The organism is Halomonas sp. 328 (assembly GCF_015645095.1).
In the GTDB taxonomy this organism is placed as follows: domain Bacteria; phylum Pseudomonadota; class Gammaproteobacteria; order Pseudomonadales; family Halomonadaceae; genus Bisbaumannia.
Genome location: NZ_JADOTW010000002.1, coordinates 164,066 through 186,640, shown reverse-complemented (window position 1 = coordinate 186,640; position 22,575 = coordinate 164,066). Strand labels below are relative to the sequence as shown.

19 protein-coding genes are annotated in these 22,575 nt (G+C 68.1%); 13 read left to right on the top strand and 6 right to left on the bottom strand.

The features are described from left to right. The first annotated feature begins 508 nt into the window (after nt 1–508). Nucleotides 509–946 carry an REP-associated tyrosine transposase gene (locus IHD13_RS01665; RefSeq protein ID WP_195859295.1) on the top strand — a complete coding sequence of 146 codons (438 nt, stop codon included), beginning with the start codon at nt 509–511 and terminating at the stop codon, nt 944–946. 258 nt (nt 947–1,204) lie between these two features. On the opposite strand, the gene IHD13_RS01660 is transcribed toward IHD13_RS01665, so the two are convergent. Further along, a complete protein-coding gene (locus IHD13_RS01660; RefSeq protein ID WP_442786556.1) occupies nt 1,205–2,923 on the bottom strand; it encodes a protein kinase domain-containing protein in 1,719 nt (572 codons plus the stop codon). 200 nt (nt 2,924–3,123) lie between these two features. On the opposite strand from IHD13_RS01660, the gene ppa reads away from it, so the two are divergent. After that, nucleotides 3,124–3,654, top strand: a complete 531-nt coding sequence (gene ppa / locus IHD13_RS01655) for an inorganic diphosphatase (RefSeq protein WP_195859293.1) — start codon at nt 3,124–3,126, stop codon at nt 3,652–3,654. Nucleotides 3,655–3,863: 209 nt separating this feature from the next. Here the strand turns inward: ppa and IHD13_RS01650 are convergent, their stop codons facing one another. Further along, a complete protein-coding gene (locus tag IHD13_RS01650) occupies nt 3,864–5,099 on the bottom strand; it encodes a DUF2333 family protein (protein ID WP_195859292.1) in 1,236 nt (411 codons plus the stop codon). Between the two features lie 207 nt (nt 5,100–5,306). On the opposite strand from IHD13_RS01650, the gene dsbD reads away from it, so the two are divergent. From dsbD to purH, 7 genes are all read left to right on the top strand, one after another. Then, nucleotides 5,307–7,133 (top strand): protein-disulfide reductase DsbD, encoded by a 1,827-nt coding sequence (dsbD, locus tag IHD13_RS01645; RefSeq protein WP_195859305.1) that lies wholly within the window; start codon nt 5,307–5,309, stop codon nt 7,131–7,133. Nucleotides 7,134–7,426: 293 nt separating this feature from the next. After that, entirely contained in the window at nt 7,427–7,885 is a 459-nt protein-coding gene (gene accB, locus IHD13_RS01640) for an acetyl-CoA carboxylase biotin carboxyl carrier protein (RefSeq protein ID WP_195859291.1), read from the top strand. A 51-nt stretch (nt 7,886–7,936) separates the two neighbouring features. Continuing rightward, a complete protein-coding gene (gene accC / locus IHD13_RS01635) occupies nt 7,937–9,277 on the top strand; it encodes an acetyl-CoA carboxylase biotin carboxylase subunit (protein ID WP_195859290.1) in 1,341 nt (446 codons plus the stop codon). Nucleotides 9,278–9,373: 96 nt separating this feature from the next. Then, entirely contained in the window at nt 9,374–10,285 is a 912-nt protein-coding gene (gene prmA / locus IHD13_RS01630; RefSeq protein WP_195859289.1) for a 50S ribosomal protein L11 methyltransferase, read from the top strand. A gap of 300 nt (nt 10,286–10,585) precedes the next feature. Then, nucleotides 10,586–11,617 carry a tRNA dihydrouridine synthase DusB gene (gene dusB / locus IHD13_RS01625; protein WP_230086058.1) on the top strand — a complete coding sequence of 344 codons (1,032 nt, stop codon included), beginning with the start codon at nt 10,586–10,588 and terminating at the stop codon, nt 11,615–11,617. Between the two features lie 53 nt (nt 11,618–11,670). Continuing rightward, entirely contained in the window at nt 11,671–11,964 is a 294-nt protein-coding gene (gene fis, locus IHD13_RS01620) for a DNA-binding transcriptional regulator Fis (RefSeq protein WP_230086057.1), read from the top strand. A gap of 74 nt (nt 11,965–12,038) precedes the next feature. Next, entirely contained in the window at nt 12,039–13,637 is a 1,599-nt protein-coding gene (purH, locus tag IHD13_RS01615) for a bifunctional phosphoribosylaminoimidazolecarboxamide formyltransferase/IMP cyclohydrolase (protein ID WP_195859287.1), read from the top strand. Between the two features lie 220 nt (nt 13,638–13,857). Here purH and IHD13_RS01610 read toward each other — a convergent pair whose 3' ends face one another. The 3 genes from IHD13_RS01610 to IHD13_RS01600 form a co-directional block, all read right to left on the bottom strand. Next, nucleotides 13,858–14,355: a hypothetical protein gene (locus tag IHD13_RS01610; protein WP_230086056.1), complete on the bottom strand. Its 498-nt coding sequence runs from the start codon at nt 14,353–14,355 to the stop codon at nt 13,858–13,860. A 162-nt stretch (nt 14,356–14,517) separates the two neighbouring features. Then, a complete protein-coding gene (locus tag IHD13_RS01605) occupies nt 14,518–14,778 on the bottom strand; it encodes a hypothetical protein (protein ID WP_230086055.1) in 261 nt (86 codons plus the stop codon). A gap of 33 nt (nt 14,779–14,811) precedes the next feature. After that, a complete protein-coding gene (locus IHD13_RS01600; RefSeq protein WP_195859302.1) occupies nt 14,812–16,254 on the bottom strand; it encodes a sigma-54 interaction domain-containing protein in 1,443 nt (480 codons plus the stop codon). A 180-nt stretch (nt 16,255–16,434) separates the two neighbouring features. Here IHD13_RS01600 and speB point away from each other — a divergent pair, with 180 nt between their 5' ends. The 4 genes from speB (at nt 16,435) to IHD13_RS01580 (ending at nt 21,995) form a co-directional block, all read left to right on the top strand. Then, nucleotides 16,435–17,385 carry an agmatinase gene (speB, locus tag IHD13_RS01595; protein WP_195859285.1) on the top strand — a complete coding sequence of 317 codons (951 nt, stop codon included), beginning with the start codon at nt 16,435–16,437 and terminating at the stop codon, nt 17,383–17,385. Between the two features lie 117 nt (nt 17,386–17,502). Further along, nucleotides 17,503–18,879, top strand: coding sequence for a YjiH family protein (locus IHD13_RS01590; RefSeq protein WP_195859284.1), 1,377 nt, complete (start codon nt 17,503–17,505; stop codon nt 18,877–18,879). Between the two features lie 56 nt (nt 18,880–18,935). After that, complete coding sequence (locus IHD13_RS01585) at nt 18,936–20,540, top strand: 5-guanidino-2-oxopentanoate decarboxylase (RefSeq protein WP_195859283.1); 1,605 nt, start codon at nt 18,936–18,938, stop codon at nt 20,538–20,540. A gap of 9 nt (nt 20,541–20,549) precedes the next feature. Next, nucleotides 20,550–21,995 (top strand): aldehyde dehydrogenase family protein, encoded by a 1,446-nt coding sequence (locus tag IHD13_RS01580; RefSeq protein ID WP_195859282.1) that lies wholly within the window; start codon nt 20,550–20,552, stop codon nt 21,993–21,995. 156 nt (nt 21,996–22,151) lie between these two features. Here IHD13_RS01580 and IHD13_RS01575 read toward each other — a convergent pair whose 3' ends face one another. Then, on the bottom strand, nt 22,152–22,535 hold the full coding sequence (locus IHD13_RS01575) for a histone-like nucleoid-structuring protein, MvaT/MvaU family (RefSeq protein WP_195859281.1): 384 nt from the start codon (nt 22,533–22,535) through the stop codon (nt 22,152–22,154). Nucleotides 22,536–22,575: the final 40 nt, after the last annotated feature.

Here is a 22,575-nt window from a genome sequence, read left to right as displayed (position 1 = left end):
CTGCGGGCGATATCGCTCGGCACAGCCGAGCTCCCACAAAAACCGCGGTGGCGGCTTGAGGGGCAACATGGAGGCTCACACTCTAGGTTAGGTGGCCTCTGCCACGGGGCGTGGCGCTGGGGGTGTAGGAGTTCGGGTTCCCCCGAACGATTGGGCGACGCAGTCGCCCTTGGTGGCAGCCAAGGCCTTCCAGATCGCCCTGCGGGCGATATCGCTCGGCACAGCCGAGCTCCCACAAAAACCGCGGTGGCGGCTTGAGGGGCAACATGGAGGCTCCCACTCTAGGTTAGGTGGCCTCTGCCACGGGGCGTGGCGCTGGGGTTGTGGGAGTTCGGGTTCCCCCGAACGATTGGGCGACGCAGTCGCCCTTGGTGGCAGCCAAGGCCTTCCAGATCGCCCTGCGGGCGATATCGCTCGGAACCGGGACGCCGGACCGCCGAGCTCCCACAATGGTGGAGACAAACTCCCACAGCAGGACCAGTTGAATCTGGTCTAATCAGGAGGTGCCATGGATCGGCCACCCCATAGTCATTCCCTCCGCAAGGGCCGCCACTCTGTTCCCGGCCAATGGTATCTGGTGACCTTTGCCACCCAAGAGCGCCAGCCGATATTCCTCGACCCTCCTGCGGCCCACCTGGCCTGCCAATCCTTCTATGCCGAGAGCGTCAGCCGAGAGGCCAGCACGTTAAGCTTCGTGGTAATGCCTGACCATGTTCACTGGCTACTTCGCCTCGACGGCCAGCTATCCGAGGCGGTACGAATCTACAAGGCCAGGGTCTCCGCCGGGCTGGGGCAGAAGATCTGGCAACCCGGCTTTCATGACCGGGCGCTGCGCCGTGAAGCGGATCTCAAGCCCGCCGCCCGCTACCTGGTGGCGAACCCCATCCGTGCAGGCCTGGTCGAGTATATCGGCGACTACCCCTACTGGGATGCCATCTGGCTTTGAACTATGCCAGCCGGGATAGCCCCTGGGACTGGGAGAGCCTCTGGTGCTAGGAGAAACTCTGGTGCTGGGAGAAACTCTGGGGTTGTGGGAGTCAGGCTGTGCCGGACGATTGGAGGCCGAAGGACTCCCAAGCGACAAGCGCCAAGGTAAATCGCACTGCTGGGGCGCCTTCGGCGCCATTCGCTCGGAACCGGGACGCCGGACCGCCGAACTCCCACAACATCAGTGGCAATCCCCGTCCCCGGCCCATTCCCGCCATTACCTCAACAGCCAGGAGAGCACCAGCAGCAGCAGCAGGATGCCGGCGACGCCTTGCCAGAAGCGGGCGGGCTCGCCGAGCAGGCCGCCATCGTCGCCCTCGTCGCCGTCGCGGCGGGGTTCGCGCAGCATCACCAGGAATTCGGAGAGGCGCCGGTAGCGCAGGGCGCGCTGGGGGTCGAGGGCGCGGCGCAGGGCGTCGTCGAGGGCCGGGTCGATCTCCGGATTGGCGGTGCGGGCACTGCGGTAGCTGAGCTTCTCCAGGTCGGTGTGGCTGCGCAGCTGGTTGGGAGCCAGGGCATAGGGCAGGCCGCCGGTGAGCAGCCAGTAGATGGTCGAGGCCAGGGCGTACTGGTCGCTGCGCCGGCCGACGTCGGTGTCCAGGGCGTACTCGGGGGCGCTGTGCTCGGAGAGCCCCACCTGGCGGGCCAGCTCCCGGGAGTTGCGGTGGCCGTCGCCCTCGCGCAGGCGGCAGGCGCTGAAGTCGGCCAGCACCACCTGGCCGTGGGGGTCGATCAGGATATTGTCCGGGTGGATGCGCTGGTGCAGCAGGTCACGATGGTGCAGGGCCTGCACCGCCTTGCCCAGTTGGCGGGCGATATCCAGGCGCTGGGAGAGGCTCGCCTGGGGATGGCGTCGCGCCCAGTCGGTGAGGGTCTCGCCGTTGACCAGGGCCATCAGGTAGTAGAGATGGCGGCGCGGCCGGGAGGGCTCCACCACCCGGGCCACGAAGGGCGACTTGACCCGCTCCACCACCCACTGCTGGAGCAGGAAGTGCTCCAGGTAGGCGTTGCGGCTGGAGAGCTCGGGGCTGGGTGCCTTGAGCACCATCTGGCGCTGGCTGGCCTGGTCGCGGACCCGATAGACCCGCGACTGGGCGGTGCGCGACAGCACCGCCTCCACTTCCAGGCCGTCGAGGCGGTCGCCGGGGGAGAGCTCCGGCGGCACCGGCAGGTCGCCATAGACCTTGCCGGGGTGGTCGGTGGTGGCCTCGGGCAGGGCGTCGATGCGCACCAGCTGGAAGCAGAACTGGTCGCCGCCGTAGCCGCGCTCCTGGGCGCGTTCGCTGGCGGCCTGGGCGAGGCGCTCGCAGGCGGCGTCCAGGTCGCTGACGTCGGCACGAATCAGCCGCACATAGTCGGAGGGCATCAGGGTGCCGCGCACCGCCTGGGTGGTAAAGAGGAAGATATCGCCCTGCTTGAGGGGCACCTGCAGGTAGTCGATCTCGATGCTGGGGTCCATGCCCAGGGCCCGGGAAGCGTAGCGGTAGCCCCCCAGGTCGGTGATATGGTCCCGGGAGAGCTGCTCGAACTCGGCGCCGCGCAGCAGGAAGACCAGGGTGTCTCCCATATGGAAGAGGTGCGCCTCGCGCCCCTGGTAGACCATGGCCGAGAGCGAGGAGACGTAGCTGCCGTCCTTGACGTGCTGGCTCTGGGCATAGCACCAGGCGTTCAGCGAGCGCAGCACGCGGATGGCGGAGTACTTGACGCTCCAGTGATCCGGGGTGGAGAAGTAGTCGGCCACCAGGCCACGCACGCTGAGGTCGCCCGCCTGCTTGGCGATGGCGTTGCGAGAGCTGGAATCGCTGATCACCGCCAGGGCCCCCTTGGCCTCCAGCAGGCCGGCATCGGGCACGCGCAACGACATGGAGCTGCGGTGATACCGCCGCTCCGGTGCCACGAAGGCCTGCCCCACGCTGAGCGATAATTGACGATCCAACGGCTCTCTCCTTATTCCCTCGATGCGTCCCCTTTCCCGGGCCGGGAAGGCGGCCCCATCATACACCTTTGGTCGGCACCTCGGCCTGTCAACCAAAGGGGTAGGCCCTGCCATGGTCGGATTGGTAATCGGCGCCGTGGCTTCGTATAATTCGGCGGTTTTCTCTGGCCCCTTCAATCCGCCCACGCAAGGATTCGAGAATGAGCTTCAGCAAGATCCCCGCCGGCAAGGAACTTCCCAACGACGTCTATGTGGCCATCGAGATTCCGGCCCAGCATGCGCCGATCAAGTACGAGATCGACAAGGACCTGGACGCCCTGGTCGTGGATCGCTTCATGGCCACGCCGATGTTCTACCCGGCCAACTACGGTTACATCCCCAACACCCTGGCCGACGACGGCGACCCCCTGGACGCCCTGGTGGTCACCCCGCATCCGGTGCAGCCGGGCAGCGTGATTCGCGCGCGTCCCGTCGGCATCCTCAACATGACCGACGAGGCCGGCGAGGACGCCAAGCTGGTCTGCGTGCCCCACGGCAAGCTGACCACCCTGTATGACGACGTCCAGGAAGTGACCGACCTGCCGGAGCTGCTGCGCCAGCAGATCGCCCACTTCTTCGAGAACTACAAGGACCTCGAGAAGGGCAAGTGGGTCAAGGTGGAATCCTGGGAAGGCGCCGACGCCGCCCGCAAGGCCATCGAAAAGGCCGCCGCCGCCCACGAGAAGGCGTAACGCCCTTGGTGGCACCAGGATCGCCCTTCGGGCGATATCGCTCGGCACAGCCGAGCTCCCACAGTAGCCTGCCGGGTGACCACTGGTTTTGTGGGAGTTCGGGTTCCCCGGACGATTGGGCGACGAAGTCGCCCCTGGGTACCGGCCAGGATCGCCCTGCGGACAAACAAGGGCCGCCCCATTGGGGCGGCCCTTGGCGTTTGGGGGCCTCAGGCTTCCGTCGCGTCCTCGGCTTCGGGCTCGCCGCTTTCTTCCGGGGCCGGCTCGGCGGGCGTCTCCTCGGGCAGCGGCATTGCCTCCTTGGGGGCCGCCTCTTCTTCCGGTACGGCCGCTTCTTCCGTCACCGCCGGTGCGTCCGGCACGGGTGCCTCGACCGGGGCCTCGGGCGCCTCCACCGCCGGGTCGGCGGGGCGCCAGGCCGGCACGCTGACGCCCTCGATGCGGTCCGCCAGTCGACTGGCCAGGTCGCGGGCGCGCACCGTGTAGTTGGCCATCACCAGGGAGTGGTTGGCGAAGATGCCGAAACCGGAGCCGTTGAGCACCAGCGGGCTCCACAGGCGACGCTGGGTCATCTCCAGCTCGCCGATCAGCCGGGTCAGCAGGCCCTGGGCCTCGGCGGCGGCCAGCAGGTCGGCGTAGTCGCGCTCCACGGCGCGCAGGAAGTGCAGCAGCGCCCAGGCCTGGCCACGGGCCTCGAAGAAGTAGTCGTCGACCCGGTACCAGGGGGTCGGGGCGGGCAGCTCGTCCGGGTCGATGGCCAGGTCGCGCAGGGCCTCGCGCTCGCCGACGCTGGCGGAGAGACGCTGGCTCAGGTCATCCAGGCGCACGGCGATGCGCTCCAGCCACAACGCCAGGCCGTCGCCGTCGTCGGCGAAGGCGGCCTCGCCACTGCCCAGCGCCAGCAGATGCTCGCCCAGGGCCTCGACGGCCGCTTCCAGGCGGGTCTCGGTGGCGGGGTAGAGCCAATCGCGACTCTCCCCCATCAGCTGCTCCAGCGCGGTCTCCAGTGGGGCCACCCCCTGCTTCTCGAAGGTGGGCAGCCACTGGGCCAGCTCCCGGGACTGGCGTAGCACGCCATATTCCCAGTTGGGCATGTTGTCGAGCCACAACCCCGGGGGGAAGATGTCGTTGCGCAGGTAGCCGCCGGGCTTCTGGTAGAGGGTCTCCACCACGCCGATCAGGGTCGCGGTGGTCACCGCGCCCCGCGCCGCCGGGCTGGTCGCCGCCTCGGGGTGTTCCGCGGCCACCCGCACCCGCTCGCTGGCCGTGGCCTGTTCCACGTCGAAGGGGGCGGGCTCGCGGCTCCACCAGATGCCCATTGCCAGGGTCACCAGCAGATAGAGCACCAGCAGGACCACCAGGGGCTTCCAGATCCAGCCATACTCGGGACGCTCCAGGGGGCTGGCGCGCCCGGCAACCGCCTTACGCTTACCGAACAGGGGCATGTGTCGACTTCCTTGACTCGCGAAATGGGCGGCACCGCTGCGACGGCGCCGGATGCTGAGTTATAGTAGCAGGCGTCACCCCGGGGTCGAGAGCGCCACCTTGTCCGTCATGCCAACGCCATCGATGCCGGGTGGGGAACTCCACCCTTACCTCAGGGTCGCAGAGGGGCCCAAGCCCCCTGCCTGCAAGGATTTTTTCGAGTCATGATGCGTCGCCTGCTGCCCTCCCTGCTGTTGCTGATGCTGGCCCTGGTGGCCGGCAGCGCCCAGGCCCAATGGTTCTCCTCCGCCCGGGAGAGCGATTTCCTGCCGGTCCACGAGGCCTTCCAGGCCAGTGCCTGGCACGACGACCAGACCCTCTATGTGGGCTTCACCGCCGCCGAGGAGTACTACCTCTACCGCCATCGCTTCGCCGTGGAGAGCGACACCGCGGCCCTGGGCGAGCCCGTCCTGCCCCCCGGCGAGCCGATGAGCGACGAGTTCCTGGGCGACGTCAATGTGTTCTTCGACCGGGTGGTCTTCGAGGTGCCCCTGGAGGCGCCGGTCACTGGCGAACTGCCCTTTACCCTGAGCTTCCAGGGCTGCGCCCTGGCCGGCCTCTGCTACCCGCCGGAGCGCCTGGAGATGACCGCCCTGCCCGGCTCGGCGCCCCCCGCCTTCGCCGACTGGACGGCCGATGGCGACGGCTCGGCCGCCATGTCGGCGGCGGCGGCACCCAGCGGCGTGCAGAGCGCCGACGGCCGTTTCAGCGAGCTGATGGCCAGCGCCAGCCTGCCCCTGGCCCTGGGGCTCTTCTTCCTCGCCGGCCTGGGGCTGACCTTCACGCCCTGCGTGCTGCCGATGATCCCCATCCTGTCGTCGATCATCGTCGGCCAGAACCCGGGGCGCGGCCGCGCCTTCGCGCTCTCCGCCAGCTATGTGGCCGGCATGGCCGCTACCTATGCCCTGGTGGGGGTGCTGATGGGGCTGTTCGGGGCCGGCCTCAACCTGCAGGCGCGGCTGCAGTCGGCGCCGGTGCTGATCACCTTCGCCGCCCTCTTCGTGGGCTTCGCCCTGGCCATGTTCGGGGTCTTCAACCTGCGCATGGCGCCCGCTTTGGCCGGCCGTATCGAGGCCTGGCAGGCCCGCGCCCAGCGCAGCGGCCCCGCCGGCCTGGCGCTGGCCGGCGCCCTCTCGGTGCTGGTGGTCTCGCCCTGCGTCTCGGCGCCTTTGGCCGGCGCCCTGGTGTTCATCTCCACCACCGGCGATGCGGTGATGGGCGGCGCCGCCCTGCTGGCCCTGGCTCTGGGCATGGGGGTGCCGCTGCTGCTGGTGGGCACCTTCGGCACCACCCTGATGCCGCGCAGCGGCGCCTGGATGGAGGGAGTCAAGATCGCCTTCGGCCTGCTGCTGCTGGGGGTGGCCATCTGGCTGATCGAGCGACTGCTGCCGGGCCCCCTGGCGCTGCTGCTGTGGGCGGCCCTGGCGGTGGCGGCGGCGTTGGCCCTGGGCGCCCTGCGCCTGAATAGCCGGGGCTGGGGCCAGCTGCGCCAGGGGGCCGGCATCCTGCTGCTGGCCTGGGGCCTGGCCCTGGTGCTGGGCGCCGCCCAGGGCGGTAGCGACCCGCTGCGCCCCCTGGCGCTGAACGCGCCCCGGGACGGGGGCGTCACCACTGCCAGCCAGCCGGACGCCGTGGTGAATGACCTGGTCGGCCTGGAGCAGGCCCTGGCCAGCGCCGGCAACACGCCGGTGTTCGTCGACTTCACCGCCGACTGGTGCATCTCCTGCAAGCAGATGGAACGCAACGTCTATCCCGCCGCGGAGGTGGCCGAACCCCTCTCGGCCTTCCGGCGCGTTCAGGTGGACGTCACCGAGAGCAACGGCGCCAGCCGCGAGCTGCTGGGGCACTTCGAGCTGTTCGGCCCACCCAGCCTGCTGTTCTTCGCCGGCGGCGAGGAGATTCGCGAGGCACGTATCCAGGGTGAGGTGAAGCGCGGCGAGTTCGCCGGTCATCTCAACCAGCTGCTAACCTGGCTGGAGGGCCGGCGGGGGTAAATGGGGCGAGGCTGCCACCGGGGTGGTAGGTGCCGCACCACCGGTCAACCGCGAACAACCACCCAGTTAACTGCCATCGTCGCCAAACAACCGTTTAAATTCGCGTTTCTGCGGATATCCTAGACAACCTGGTCGTTTTTCGGCAAACTCCGCCAACACGCCTTTTGGCGCGGCAATCGGCGGCAATTTGCTAAACTTTGCCTCGATCCGAACCGTTTTCTCGCAGGTTGACAGCGCCGCTGCGCAGCCTGCCTCAAGCCCTCTCACTACTCCGTTACGAGCGAGACAACCGCATGGATATCCGTAAGGTCAAGAAGCTGATCGAGCTGCTGGAAGAGTCCAATATCAGCGAGATCGAGATCCAGGAAGGCGAGGAGTCCGTCCGCATCAGCCGCCACCCCAATGGCGTGGCCTACCAACCCGCCCCGCAACCCGCGGCCTATGCGCCGCAGGCGCCGGCACCTGCCGCTCCCGCCGCCCCGGCCCCCAGCGAGCCGGCCGCCCCGGCCGCTCCCACCGGCCACACCGTCAACTCGCCCATGGTGGGCACCTTCTACCGTGCCCCGGCACCGGGCGCCAAGCCCTTCGCCGAAGTGGGCCAGACGGTGCGCAAGGGCGAGGCGGTGTGCATCGTCGAAGCGATGAAGATGATGAACCAGATCGAAGCCGACAAGGACGGCGTCATCGAGGCCATTCTGGTGGAAGACGGCGAGCCGGTCGAGTTCGATCAGCCGATGCTGGTCATCGCCTGAGGCCGCGGCCTCGACGCTCTCAACTGACACCACACTACGGGCGGATAACAGATGTTGGACAAGGTACTCATCGCCAACCGCGGCGAGATCGCCCTGCGCGTCCTGCGTGCCTGCAAGGAGCTGGGCATCAAGACCGTGGCGGTGCACTCCAAGGCCGACCAGGAGCTGATGCATGTGCGCCTGGCCGATGAAGCGGTATGCATCGGCCCGGCCCCCTCGGCCCAGTCTTACCTCAATATTCCGGCGCTGATCAGCGCCGCCGAGGTCACCGACGCCAGCGCCATTCACCCCGGCTATGGCTTCCTCTCCGAGAACGCCAACTTCGCCGAGCAGGTGGAGCGTTCCGGCTTCGTCTTCATCGGGCCGCGGGCCGAGACCATTCGCCTGATGGGCGACAAGGTCAGCGCCATCGAGGCGATGAAGAAGGCCGGCGTCCCCACGGTACCCGGTTCCGATGGCCCCCTGCCGGAAGACGAGGCCGAGGTGCTGGCCATCGCCCGGCGCATCGGCTATCCGGTGATCATCAAGGCGGCCGCCGGTGGCGGCGGGCGCGGCATGCGCGTGGTGCATACCGAGGCGCACCTGCTCTCCTCGGTGAGCATCACCCAGACCGAGGCCGCCGCGGCCTTCGGCGACGGCACCGTCTACATGGAGAAGTTCCTCCAGGAGCCGCGCCATGTGGAGGTGCAGGTGCTGGCCGACGGCCAGGGCAACGCCATTCACCTCTATGATCGCGACTGCTCCCTGCAGCGCCGTCACCAGAAGGTGCTGGAGGAGGCCCCCGCGCCGGGCCTCGACCCGGAAGCCCGGGCCCAGGTGCTGGAGGCGTGTCGCCAGGCGTGCCTGACCATCAACTACCGGGGCGCCGGCACCTTCGAGTTCCTCTACGAGAAGGGCCAGTTCTTCTTTATCGAGATGAACACCCGGGTCCAGGTGGAGCATCCGGTCACCGAGCAGGTCACCGGGGTGGATATCGTCAAGGAGCAGCTGCGCATCGCCGCCGGCTTGCCGCTGTCGATCCGCCAGGAGGACGTCAAGCTCAACGGCCACGCCTTCGAGTGCCGGATCAACGCCGAGGATTCCCGCACCTTCATGCCCTCCCCGGGCAAGGTGAGCCTCTACCACCCGCCAGGTGGCCTGGGGGTACGCATGGATTCCCACCTCTACACCGGCTATACGGTACCGCCCCACTACGACTCCCTGATCGGCAAGCTGATCACCTGGGGCGAGGACCGCACCGCGGCCCTGACGCGCATGCGCAATGCCCTGGACGAGTTGCTGGTGGAAGGCATCAAGACCAACACCGACCTGCACAAGGACCTGGTGCGCGACACCCATTTCCAGCAGGGTGGCGTCAATATCCACTACCTGGAGAAGAAGCTGGGTCTCTGATCACGGACTCGGTCGTGTCGACGGGATGGCCCTGGGCCATCCCGTTCGTCGTTTGGGCGCCGTGGCGCCCCTCCCGTATCAACAGGAGACACTGTCATGCCCTGGCTACAACTCAAGGCACGCATCGCCCCGGAACAGGCCGAGACCCTGGAGGAGCTGCTGCTCGCCGAGGGCGCCTCGGCCATCACCCTCCAGGATGCCCATGACGACCCGGTCTTCGAACCGGAACGGGGCACCACGCCGCTGTGGAACGAGACGGTATTGACCGGCCTCTATGACGACCTGGAGGGCATCGACGCCATGCTCGAGCGGGTGCGCCAGGCCTGGAGCCTGGAGGTGCCCGACGAACCCTGCCCGGAGGTGGAGTTCGAGCTGCTCGCCGACCGGGACTGGGAACGGGAGTGGATGGACGGCTTCACGCCGCTGAAGATGGGCCAGCGGCTGTGGATCGTGCCGAGCTGGCACGAGGCCCCGGAACCCGAGGCGGTCAACCTGCTGCTCGACCCGGGCCTGGCCTTCGGCACCGGCACCCACCCCACCACGGCGCTCTGCCTGGAGTGGCTGGACGGGCTGGCACTGGCCGGTGGCCTGGAAGCCCGGGCGGTGCTCGACGTGGGCTGCGGCTCCGGCATCCTGGCCATTGCCGCCCTGAAGCTGGGCGCCAGCCGCGCCGTGGGCACCGATATCGACCCCCAGGCGCTGCAGGCCAGCCGCGACAACGCCGAACGCAACGCCATCGCCGAAGAGCGCCTGATGCTCTGCTACCCGGAGCAGCTCGAGGAGGGCCCCTTCCCGGTGGTGGTGGCCAATATCCTCGCCGGCCCGCTGGTGGAACTGGCCCCCACGATCGCCGGCCAGGTGGCTTCCGGCGGGCAGTTGGTGCTCTCCGGCATCCTCGCCCAGCAGGCCGAGGAGGTGCTGGCCGCCTACGAGGCCCAGGGCCTGGTGATGGAACCGCCGGTGGAGCGGGAAGGCTGGGTACGCCTGGAAGGGCGGCGGCCGGCCTGAAGCGCCCTACGGGCGAATCGCCGAAGCGTCGGACCGGCGCCATCCGCGCTCCCACAATAGGTTGGGTGGTCACAGGCTTTGTCGTGGCCACTGGGGTTGTGGGAGCTTGGGTCCCCCGAGCGATTAGGCGACGAAGTCGCCCTTGGGTGCCGACCGGGATCGCCCTGCGGGCGATATCGCCGAAGCGTCGGACCGGCGCCATCCGCGCTCCCACGGAAACCGGGGAATGCCAATTGCCACCTTCACCCGGGGGCGCCGGCTGGGTATCATAGGCCCCCCTTGAACCGAGCCCCTGTTTTCATGCCCATGAGCCCTGCCCCCTCCCTGCCCGCTATCGGTCCCCACCGGCTGACCAGCCGGGCGATCCTGGCGCCCATGGCCGGGGTCACCGACCGCCCCTTCCGGGCGCTGTGCCGGCGCCTCGGCGCCGGCCTGGTGGTGGGCGAGATGGTCACCTCGGACCCCAGCCTGTGGCATACCCGCAAGTCGCGGCTGCGCATGGACCATCGTGGCGAGCCGGGGCCGCGCAGCGTGCAGATCGCCGGCGGCGATGCCGCCATGCTCGCCGAGGCGGCCCGCCTCAATGCCGAGCGGGGCGCCGAGATCATCGACATCAATATGGGCTGCCCGGCCAAGAAGGTGTGCAACAAGGCCGCGGGCTCGGCGCTGCTGCGCGACGAAGCGCTGGTGGCCGAGATCCTCGAGGCGGTGGTGGCCGCGGTGGACATTCCGGTGACCCTGAAGATCCGTACCGGCTGGTGCGCCGAGAGCAACAACGGGGTGCGGGTGGCCCGCCTCGCCGAGGCCGCCGGCATCCAGGCCCTGGCGGTACATGGCCGCCACCGCCAGCAGCGCTACCAGGGCCAGGCGGAGTACGACACCATCGCCGAGATCAAGTCACGGGTGGCGATTCCGGTCTTCGCCAACGGCGATATCGACTCCGCCACCAAGGCCGCCGAGGTTCTCGACTATACTGGGGCGGATGCGGTGATGGTGGGCCGCGGCGCCCAGGGCAACCCCTGGATCTTCCGCGAGATCGACCACTACCTGGCCCATGGCCAGGAGAGCGCGCCACCGAGCGCCGCCGAGCGCCAGCAGCTGCTCGGCGAGCACCTTGGCGCCTTGCATGACTTCTATGGCGAGGTGATGGGAGTACGCATCGCCCGCAAGCATCTGGGCTGGTATCTGGAGCGCCATGAGCCGGATGACGCCAAGTCCCTGAAGGCGGCCTTCAACCGCCTCGAGACGCCGGGCGCCCAGCACCACTTCGTGAATGAACTCTTCGGCCTCGAGGGCTTGCCCTCGGCCGCCAATGGAACCAGTGCAGCATGACCAGCAGGCAAGCAACGACGCCCGATAATGCGACACGTACGGATCAGGAATCCATGAGCTTCTCCGCCATCGATGGCCGCCCCGCCACGGCGCCCCCCGAGGGGCAGCCCCCGGCGCCGGAACGCCCCCTGCGCGAGGCCGTGGACCTGGCGATGCGCCGCTACTTCGCCCATCTCGATGGCGAGTCGGTCACCGGCCTCTATGCCATGGTGCTCGACGAAGTGGAGGCCCCACTGCTGGCCGCGGTGATGGAGCACGTGAACGGCAACCAGACCCGCGCCTCCGAACTGCTCGGCCTCAATCGCGGCACCCTGCGCAAGAAACTCAAGCAGCACGCCCTGATCTGACCCCTTTTCCTGCGAAGGGAGCCCAATGCGGCTCCCTTCGCTCGTTTTCCAGCCAACTCCGAGAGTGCAAGTCCATGGCCCAATCCGCCTCCCCCTCCGCTCCCTCCACCCTGCCGGTGCGCCGCGCCCTGCTCAGCGTCTCCGACAAGACCGGCATCGTCGACTTCGCCCGTGGCCTGGTCGAGCGTGGCGTGGCGCTGCTCTCCACCGGCGGCACCTTCAAGCTGCTGCGTGACAACGAGATCCCGGTCACCGAGGTATCGGCCCACACCGGCTTCCCCGAGATCATGGACGGCCGGGTCAAGACCCTGCATCCCAAGATCCATGGCGGCATCCTGGGTCGCCGCGGCCAGGACGACGCGGTGATGGCGGAGCACGGCATCGATCCCATCGACATGGTGGTGGTCAACCTCTACCCCTTCGCCCAGACCGTGGCCAAGCCCGACTGCACCCTGGAGGACGCCATCGAGAACATCGATATCGGCGGCCCGACCATGGTTCGCGCCTGCGCCAAGAACCACGCCCATACCGGCATCGTGGTGGATGCCGGCGACTACGCCCGGGTGCTGGCCGACATGGACGCCAATAACGGCGCGGTGAGCCTCGCGACCCGCTTCGACCTGGCGGTCAAGGCCTTCGAGCATACCGCCGGCTACGACGCCGCCATCGCCAACTACCTGGGCCAGCGCGTGGAAGGCGGCGAGGAAGGCTACCCGCGCACCTACAGCGTGCAGTACCGCAAGAAGCAGGCCATGCGCTACGGGGAGAACCCCCACCAGCAGGCCGCCTTCTATGTGGAAGACGACGCCAGCGAGCCCGGCGTGGCTACCGCCCGGAGCCTGCAGGGCAAGGCGCTCTCCTTCAACAACGTGGCCGACACCGACGCCGCCTTCGAGTGCGTCAAGGCCTTCGAGGAGCCGGCCTGCGTGATCGTCAAGCACGCCAACCCCTGCGGCGTGGCCCTCGGCGAAACGCCCCTGGCGGCCTACGAGAAGGCCTTCGCCACCGACCCCACCAGCGCCTTCGGTGGCATCATCGCCTTCAACCGGCCGCTGGATGCCGACACCGCCCGGGCGATCATCGACCGCCAGTTCGTCGAGGTGATCATCGCCCCCGGGGTCGCCGATGCCGCGCGCGAGATCGTCGCCGAGAAGCAGAACGTGCGCCTGCTCGACGTGGCCGCCCACTGGGGCAATACCGCCCTCGCCGCCCACGACTTCAAGCGCGTCAACGGCGGCCTGCTGGTGCAGGATCGCGACCAGGGCATGGTGGAGCGCGACGAGTTGAAGGTGGTGACCCAGCGCGCCCCCAGCGAGCAGGAGCTGCGCGACCTGATGTTCGCCTGGAAGGTGGCCAAGTTCGTCAAGTCCAACGCCATCGTCTACGTCAAGGCCGGCCAGACCATCGGCGTGGGCGCCGGCCAGATGAGCCGCGTCTACTCCGCCAAGATTGCCGGCATCAAGGCCGCCGACGAGGGCCTCTCGGTGCCCGGCTCGGTGATGGCCAGTGACGCCTTCTTCCCCTTCCGCGACGGCATCGACGCCGCGGCCGCGGCAGGCATCACCGCGGTGATCCAGCCCGGTGGTTCCATGCGCGACCAGGAAGTGATCGACGCCGCCAACGAGGCCGGCATTGCCATGGTGTTTACCGGGATGCGCCACTTCCGCCACTAAAGCTGGAAGCTGGAAGCTGGATAGCCGCTTAATGTGAATCGCCCCCATGGCAAGCCATGGGGGCGATTTTTCTTCCAGCCAGCTCACCTTCGTCGGGTGCGCTCGCAGGCTCGCTTACCCGACCTACAACAAGACACCCCCACCGGCAGAACCGGCGGGGGTGTTTTTTCTTCCAGCTTCCAGCTTAAGGCTTCGAGCTCCCGGCGCAGCCGGGCGGCGTTTACCGGCTGGGGTCGATCTCGGTGATGTTCAGGGTGGCGTCGCGCAGCTCGTTGTTACCCCAGACCCCGACCCAGATGTTGTACATGCCACTCTGCGCCTTGGGGAAACTGACCATGGGGTTGAGACCGATGGCGTCGTCATTGCAGTACCAGCGCCCGTCCGGGGCGTTGATCACCAGGGTGGTGTCGGCCCGCGACTCCACATGGATATAGAGCGGCAGGCTCCCGGCCGTGTAGTAGAGATCCACGTCCGGGGCCCCGGCATGCACGTAACCGGTACAGCCACTGCCCAGGCTGGAGGTGACCTGGGTGCTGCCCCCGGCGGAAAGACTGACCCGGTGCGGGTCGGGCATGAAGCCGGCGCTCAGGCTGACCGAGCCATAGGTGGGGTTCGCCTGCCAGTTCAGGTCGTTGGCCTGGGCGGACGCCCCGGCCAGCATCAAAGCGGAGAGGGCCAGACCCCCGATCAGGCCCCGCTTCCCTTGAATCATCGACATTCCATTCTCCCTTTCGCGCCCTGCGACTGGCGCCTTGTCGTTCTGGAGGCGTCGTCCAACGCCTCGTTTATTGTATCCATCCCGCCTTGCCGCGGGACCCGACCCATGATTGATGAAATCGCCGTCGCAGGCAAATATTCCTTGGGAAAGGTCGCCCCCGGCTCAGCCGGCGGAGGGCGGTTCCGCCAGGGAGTCGAGCAGGGCCACCACCGCCTCGGGGGCGAAGTGATATTCCTGCATCAGGGCCTCGAGGCGCTCTTCGAAGCGCCGCTCGTTCTCCTGCTTGCGCTGGGACTGCGCCGAGGCCACCGGCGGCCCGGTGGGAATATCCAGGCGGTGATTGGGGTCATCGAGTTGCTGCAGGGCCTGGGCAAAGGCGTCGTCGAGCTCACGAAACTTGCGCAATTTTTCGCGCTCATCCATGGCGTTGGGTTTCTTTTGCTGTTTCATTCGCGTCTATCGGTGACCGTCGGAAATTCGTAACCCATGGCGCTGGAGTTTGCGCACCACACTGGGCTGACTGATACCCAGGCGCTCGGCCATGGCATAAGTACTCGGCAACTGCGTACACAGCTCGGCCAGGATCTCGCGTTCGAAGCGGGCGAGCGCCTGCTTGAGGCCTTCGCCGTCGGCGAGCCCGGCCGCCCCGGGATCCGGGGAAGAGGAAGCGTCGGCTAGTATAGCGTCTTCCGGGGCTCGGCTGGAACGTTGCGGGGCCAGTGCCCCGGCCTCGATCATCTCGCCGGGCGCCGAGAGCCAGGCCCGCTCCAGCCAGTTCTCCAGCTCGCGTACATTACCCGGCCAGTCGTGCCCCATCAACTCCTGCCAGACCCCGGGAGCCAGCAGCTTGTCGCGTCCGTAGCGCCGATTGAGGCGACCCAGCTGCAGCTCCACCAGGCCGGGGATATCCTCGGGACGCTCGCGCAGCGGCGGCAGGGTGACCGGGATCACATTGAGACGATAGTAGAGGTCGAGGCGGAAGCGCCCCTCCTCCACCCGCTGCCCCAGGTCCTGGTTGGTGGCCACCACCAGTCGGAAGTCGACCCGCCGCGCCCGGGTATCGCCGAGCCGGGTCAGGCTGCCGTCCTGGATCACCTTGAGCAGCTTGGTCTGCATGGCCAGGGGCAACTCGCCGATCTCGTCGAGGAAGAGGGTGCCACCCTGGGCCTGCTCCATCAGCCCCGCCTTGCCCTGGCGGGCGGCGCCACTGAAGGCCCCCGGCTGGTAGCCGAACATCTCCGACTCGAACAGGCTCTCGGGGATGGCCCCGCAGTTGACGTCGATGAAGGGGCCCTCGCGACGACGGCTCCAGCGGTGCAACTGGCGGGCGAAGGCGGTCTTGCCGACCCCGGACTCGCCGAGCATCAGCACGCTGGCGTCGGTGGGGGCGACCCGCTTGAGCAGCAGGGCGATCTCGTGCATCAGCTCGCTGCGAAAGCAGAGTTCGCCCTGGGCCTCGACCGATGTCGGGTCGTCGCCCAGGGAGGCCGCGGCGCTGCGCTTGAGGTGCTCGCTGAAACGCCGTTGCAGCAGTTGGTACTCCTCCTGGAGCCACTGCAGGTCGGTGAGATCCATGGAGCGGCTGATAATGCGCTCCAGCCGACCCTCGACAAACACCGGGTAGGCCTGGGCGATCACCCGGCGTCCGGTGCTGGTGGTCTGCATCACCTGGGCCGGCTTGCCGCTGCGCATCACCTCGAGACTCACCGAAGGCGTCAGGATTCCCTCCGCCTCGAGGCGCTGGACGGTGGTGGCGCAGAGCGCCTCCCGGGACATGCCATAGACCGCCGCGGCCCCGGGACTGACGTCCAGCACCCGGCCCCGGCCATCGACGATAAAGATATGGTCGTTGGCGTTCTCTACCAGGGTAGCGAGTACCCGGGCCTCGATATCGCTCATGCGCCCCTCGCGATTCATTATTGTATCGATCATGCATTTTTGCATCAGAGCGGGGGTCTCAGCAATGTAAAAATGCATCACTTACTTGGAAACCGCCGCCAAATCATGGGCGTACAATCTGGCACGCTTCGTGCAAGAAGCAGAGGGAAGCCATTGCCAGCGTCCCCTTGAGGAGTTTCCATGAGCGAGTTCAACCAGCCCCTGGGCGGTAACGAGATGCCCCGCTTCGGCGGCCCGGCCACCATGATGCGCCTGCCCACCCAGGCCGACGCCAAGGGCCTGGATGCGGCCTTTATCGGCGTGCCCCTGGATATCGGTACCTCCAACCGTCCCGGCGCCCGCCTGGGGCCGCGCCAGATCCGCGACGAGTCGCGCATGCTGCGCCCCTACAACATGGCCACTCGCGCCGCCCCCTTCGATAGCCTGCAGGTGGCGGACATCGGCGACGTGCCGGTCAACACCTTCAACCTGCCGAAGAACCTCGAGATCATCGACGCCTTCTACCAGGAGGTGCTGAGCCACGGCGCCACGCCCCTGACGATGGGCGGCGATCACACCTTCACCCTGCCGATCCTGCGCGCCATCGCCCGCCAGCATGGCCCGGTGGGGCTGATCCATATCGATGCCCACGCCGACGTCAATGACCATATGTTCGGCGAATCCATCGCCCACGGCACGCCGATCCGCCGCGCCCAGGAGGAGGGCCTGCTGGACAGCCAGCGGGTGGTGCAGATCGGCCTGCGTGGCACCGGCTACGCCGCCGACGACTTCGACTGGTGCCGGCGCCAGGGCTTCCGGGTGGTGACCGCCGAGCAGTGCTGGCACAAGTCCCTGGAGCCGCTGATGGCCGAGGTCCGCGAACAGATGGGCGATGGCCCCGTCTATATCAGTTTCGATATCGATGGCCTCGACCCCTCGGTGGCGCCGGGCACCGGCACCGTGGAGATGGGCGGCCTGACCGCGGCCCAGGGCCTGGAGATCGTGCGTGGTGCCTGGGGCCTGAACGTGGTGGGTGGCGACCTGATGGAGGTGGCGCCCCCCTACGACCCCAGCGGCAACACCGCCCTGATGGGTGCGACCCTGCTCTACGAGATGCTCTGCGTGCTGCCCGGCGTGATGCGCCGCGACTGATCCCGGTCACCGGGCCGCATGGCAGCCCCCATGCGGTCCCTCGGCCCGCCAGAGGACGGCGGGCCGACCCCCGGTGACCCACACCGTTCACTAAAACAATCCATGGGGTAACCAACGATGTCCTCCACCCTCGATACCGACGCCACCGCCCGTCCCGGCCTGAGTCGGCGCGGCCTGATGAAATTCCTGATTCCCTCGCTGTTCGGGGTCAGCCTCTTCCTGATTCCCTTCTCGGTGGGCGACACCGTCAATATCGGCATGGGCCTGATGGCCAAGGGCCTCCAGGACCTGCTCAGCGGCTGGCTGCCGGCCATCGCCACCGCCGTGCTCTGCCTCTCGGTCGTGGTCACCCTGCTGGTCAAGCTGACCCGTCCCGCCTGGGCCAGCCAGGGCCTCTGGAACGAGATGTTCGACGTCGGTCCGGTGTGGTTTGCGATGCGCATCCTCGGCGCCGCCTTCGCCGCCATGACCTTCTTCCAGGTGGGCCCGGGCTTTATCATCGCCGGCCACACCGGCGGCGTGATGCTCAACGACCTGGCGCCGGTGCTGCTGACCTTCTTCTTCTTCGCCGCCCTGCTGTTGCCCTTCCTGGTCGACTTCGGCTTCATGGAGTTCATCGGCAGCCTGGTACGCAAGCCCTTCCGAGTGATCTTCCGCCTGCCCGGGCGCAGCGCCATCGATGCCACCGCCTCCTGGATGGGCTCCGGCACCGTCGGGGTGCTGATCACCTCCCAACAGTACGAGAAGGGTTTCTACAATCGCCGCGAGGCGGCAGTGATCGCCACCAACTTCTCCATCGTTTCCATCGCCTTCAGCCTGCTGATCACCAGCTTCGTCGACCTCAACCATATGTTCGTGCAGTTCTACCTGACGGTGGTGGTCTCGGGGCTGATCGCCGCCATCATCGTGCCGCGCCTGCCGCCGCTGTCACGCAAGCCCGACACCTACTATGAGCCGGTGGGCTGCCAGCTGGCCGAGAAGCGCACCGCCGACATGGGCGTCTTCCGCTACAGCCTGACCCGCGCCGTGGAGCGTGCCGAGAAGGCCCCGGGCGCCCGGGAGCTGGTCCGCAACGCCCTGTTCAACGTGGCGGATATCTTCCTGGCCCTGCTGCCCCTGGTGGTGGCCATCGGCACCCTGGCGCTGATCCTCGCCGAGTTCACGCCGATCTTCACCTGGCTCTCCTACCCCATGGTGCCGGTGCTCGAGCTGCTGCGCATTCCCGAGGCCGAGGCCGCCGCCCCGGCGACCCTGGTGGGCTTCGCCGACATGTTCCTGCCGGCGGTACTGGCCACCAGCATCGAGAGCGAGCTGACCCGCTTCGTGGTGGCCTGCCTGTCGCTGACCCAGTTGATCTATATGTCGGAGATCGGCGCCCTGCTGCTCAAGTCGAAGATCCCCCTCAAGCTGTGGGAGCTGTTCGCGATCTTCCTGCTGCGCACCGCCATCACTCTGCCGATCATCGCCTTTATGGCCCATACCTTCTTCTTCTGAGATCACGCCAGGGCCCGGCCTATTCCGGTCGGGCCCCGTGATACGAGGGCTTCCCCATGACCTGTGCCGACCTCCTGATTCGCCTGCTCGGCGAGCGCTACGGCGTCGATACCCTCTTCGGTATCCCCGGCGTGCATACCGTCGAGCTCTACCGCGGCCTCGAGGGCCGCGAGATCCGCCACGTCACCCCGCGCCACGAACAGGGCGCCGGCTTCATGGCCGACGGCTACGCCCGGGCCACCGGCAAGCCCGGGGTCTGCTTGATCATCACCGGCCCCGGCATGACCAACATCGCCACCGCCATGGGCCAGGCGCTGGCCGACTCCATTCCCATGCTGGTGATCTCCAGCGTCAACCGCCGCGACACCCTGGGCCGCGGCCAGGGCCGCTTGCACGAGTTGCCCAGCCAGCAACAGCTGATGGCAGGGGTGGCGCGCTTCAGCCATACCCTGCTCGACCCGAACGCCCTGCCCGAGGTGCTGGCCCGGGCCTTCGCGGTCTTCGACGGCGAGCGTCCCGGCCCGGTGCATCTCGAGATCCCCATCGACCTGTTCGCCGCCGAGGTCACCGAACCGCCCTCCTTCGCCCGGCCGTTGCTCTACCCGGCGGCCCCGGATGCCGAGGGCCTGGCCACCGCCGCCACCTGGCTCAAGCTCGCCGAGCGCCCCCTGGTGCTGCTCGGCGGCGGCTGCGTGGCCGCCCCGGAGGCCGCCCGGGAGCTGGTGACTCGCCTGGATGCCCCCACCGCCACCACGATCAATGCCAAGGGGCTCCTGGGCGCTGACCATCCCCTGGATATCGGCGCCAATACCGCCCTGCCCCCGGTGCGCGAGCTGGCCCGCCACGCCGATGTCATCCTGGCCATCGGCACCGAGCTCGGCGAGACCGATTACGACGTGGTCTTCGATGACGGCTTCGCGCTGACCGGCAAGCTGATTCGCATCGACCTGGACGCCCAGCAGCTGGTGCGCAACCAGTCGCTGGCCCTCGGCCTGGTATCGGATGCCGGCCGCGCCCTGGAAGGACTGCTGGCCCATGTGGCGGCGCCGCTGTGCAAGGATGGCGTGGCCCGGGCCGCCGCCGTGCGCGAGGCCCTGGATCTGGAGCAGGACCCGGCGCTGGCGCCCTTCGTGCCGCTCTGCGCCACCCTCCAGGCGGCCCTGCCCGAGGCGCTGTGGGTCGGCGACTCCACCGCCCCGGTGTATGCCGCCAACCACCTGCTGTCGCTGCCGGCCCCGCGGCGCTACTTCAACGCCTCCACCGGTTACGGCACCCTCGGCTATGGCCTGCCGGCGGCACTCGGCGCCCAGCTCGGTTGCCCCGACCAGCCGGTGATCGCCCTGGTCGGCGACGGCGGGGTGATGTTCACCCTCGCCGAGCTCGCCACCGCCGTGGAGGAGCGCCTGCCGGTGGTGATCCTGCTGTGGCACAACGCCGGCTACGAGGAGATCCGCCGCTACATGGACGCCCACGGCGTCGAGCGCCTCGGCGTGGATATCCAGGCCCCGGACTTCCCGACCCTGGCCCAGGGCTTCGGCTGCCTGGCCACCCGGGTCGGCGATCCCGCCGAGCTCGCCCGAGCCCTGGCGGCCCGCCCCCTGGATGGCCCCCTGCTGATCGAGGTGGACGCCCACGCCTGGCAGCGGGCCCTGAGTGCCTAAGGAGTCATGATGCAACGTCTCGACCAGCAATTTATCGATAACCGCTGGGTGGCCTCCCGGGGCGAGCGCCGCCTGCCGGTGGTCAACCCCACCACGGAGGCCGTGATCGCCGAGGTCACCGCCGGCCACCCGGACGACGTGGAGGCCGCGGTGGCCGCGGCACGCCGCGCCCTGCCCGCCTGGCAGGCGCGCTCCGGGGCCGAGCGGGCGGTCTATCTGGAGGGCTTCGCCGAGGCCCTGACGCGGCGTCGCGAGACGCTGACGCGCCTCTCCAGCACCAATAACGGCAAGGTGCTGGCGGAGGCCGGCATCGACCTGGACGATGCCATCGCCTGCTACCGCTACTACGCCGAGGAGGCGCGCCGCCTGGACGCGCGCCAGGGCCAGGTGGTGCCGCTGGAGATGGCCGGCGTCGAGGCGCGCTGCCACCTGGACCCGGTGGGTGTGGTGGGACTGATCACCCCCTGGAACTTCCCGCTGGTGACCAGCGCCTGGAAGCTCGCCCCGGCGCTGGCCGCCGGCTGTACCGCGGTGCTCAAGCCCTCCGAGGTGACCCCGCTGCCGGAGCAGGTGCTGGCCGAGATCGCCCTGGAAGTGGGCCTGCCCCCCGGGGTGCTCAATCTGCTGCATGGGGATGGCGAAGGCATCGGCGCCCCGCTCTCCGCTCACCCCGGCATCGACAAGGTCTCCTTCACCGGCAGCAACCGGGTCGGCGAGGCGGTGATGCGCGCCGCCGCCGCCGGTACCAAGGGGGTCTCCCTGGAGCTCGGCGGCAAGTCACCGATCCTGGTGATGGAGGACGCGGACCCCGAGCAGGCCGCCGACTGGGTGATGGCCGGCATCTACTTCAATGCCGGCCAGATCTGCTCGGCCACCTCACGACTGCTGGTTCACGAGGCCGTGGCCGAGCCCCTCTACGCGGCCCTGGCGGCGCGCATCGACGCCCTGGTGCTGGGCGACCCCCTGGCCGAGGACAGCGCCATGGGCCCCCTGACCAGCGCCCGCCAGCGTGACGCCGTGCTGGGGTATCTGGCCATCGCCGACCAGGAGGGGCTGAATGCCGTGCGCGACGGTCGCCGCCGAGAGGTGCCCTCCCCCGGCTTCTTCCTGGCGCCGAGCCTCTACCGGGACGTGCCGGTGGAAAGCCGCCTGTGGCAGGAAGAGATCTTCGGCCCGGTGCTCTGCGGGCGCAGCGTGGCCGACGACGAGGAGGCCATCGCACTGGCCAATGCCAGCGACTTCGGCCTGGCCGCCACGGTGATCTGTCAGGACAAGCAACGTGCCGCGGCCATCGCCCGACGCCTGCAGGCCGGCACCACCTGGATCAACAGCGAACAGCTGGTCCTGCCCCAGACCAGTTGGGGTGGGTTCAAGCGCAGCGGCATCGGTCGCGAACTGGGCCCCTGGGGGCTCGCCGCCTACCTGGAAGTCAAACACTGCCTGATACCGGAGTAATCGTTGCGATGCACGTTAGGCACTCTGACGTGTCTGCCTTGAGACCGCTTAGGCGGTCTCTTTTTTTATGGGAAAAAGGTGGGCATATAAAATGCAATCGCCCCGCACAGGGCGGGGCGATCAATGCTCAACTGGCGTATCCCAGCGACTTGGCGATTAGCCTTCGACGCGAACCAGCCAGGACTCGACGGTGTCGTTACCATGGGCCTCTTTCCAGGCCTTGAGGGTCTTGTGGTTACCGCCGCGAGTCTCGACCACTTCACCGGTGGTGGGGTTCTTGTAGATCTTCAGCTTGCGCTTGCGGCGACCACCGGCGGAAGCGCTGGCGGCCGGCGCGGCGGCAGCCTTGGCAGCCGGCTTGGGATCGAGGAGTTCGATCACTTCCTTGGCGCTCTTGTTGAACTCCTGCATCAGGGCCTCGAGCTTGTCCTTGAACTCGAGTTCCGCCTTGAGACGCGGGTCATTCTGCAGTTTATCGAGCTGCTCCTGGAGTGCCTTGAGCTGCTGTTCCTGCTGGAGGTATTCATTAATCAGGGACATGAACTTTCCTTATAAGGGGAGTTTTCGGGATGTGGCGGCC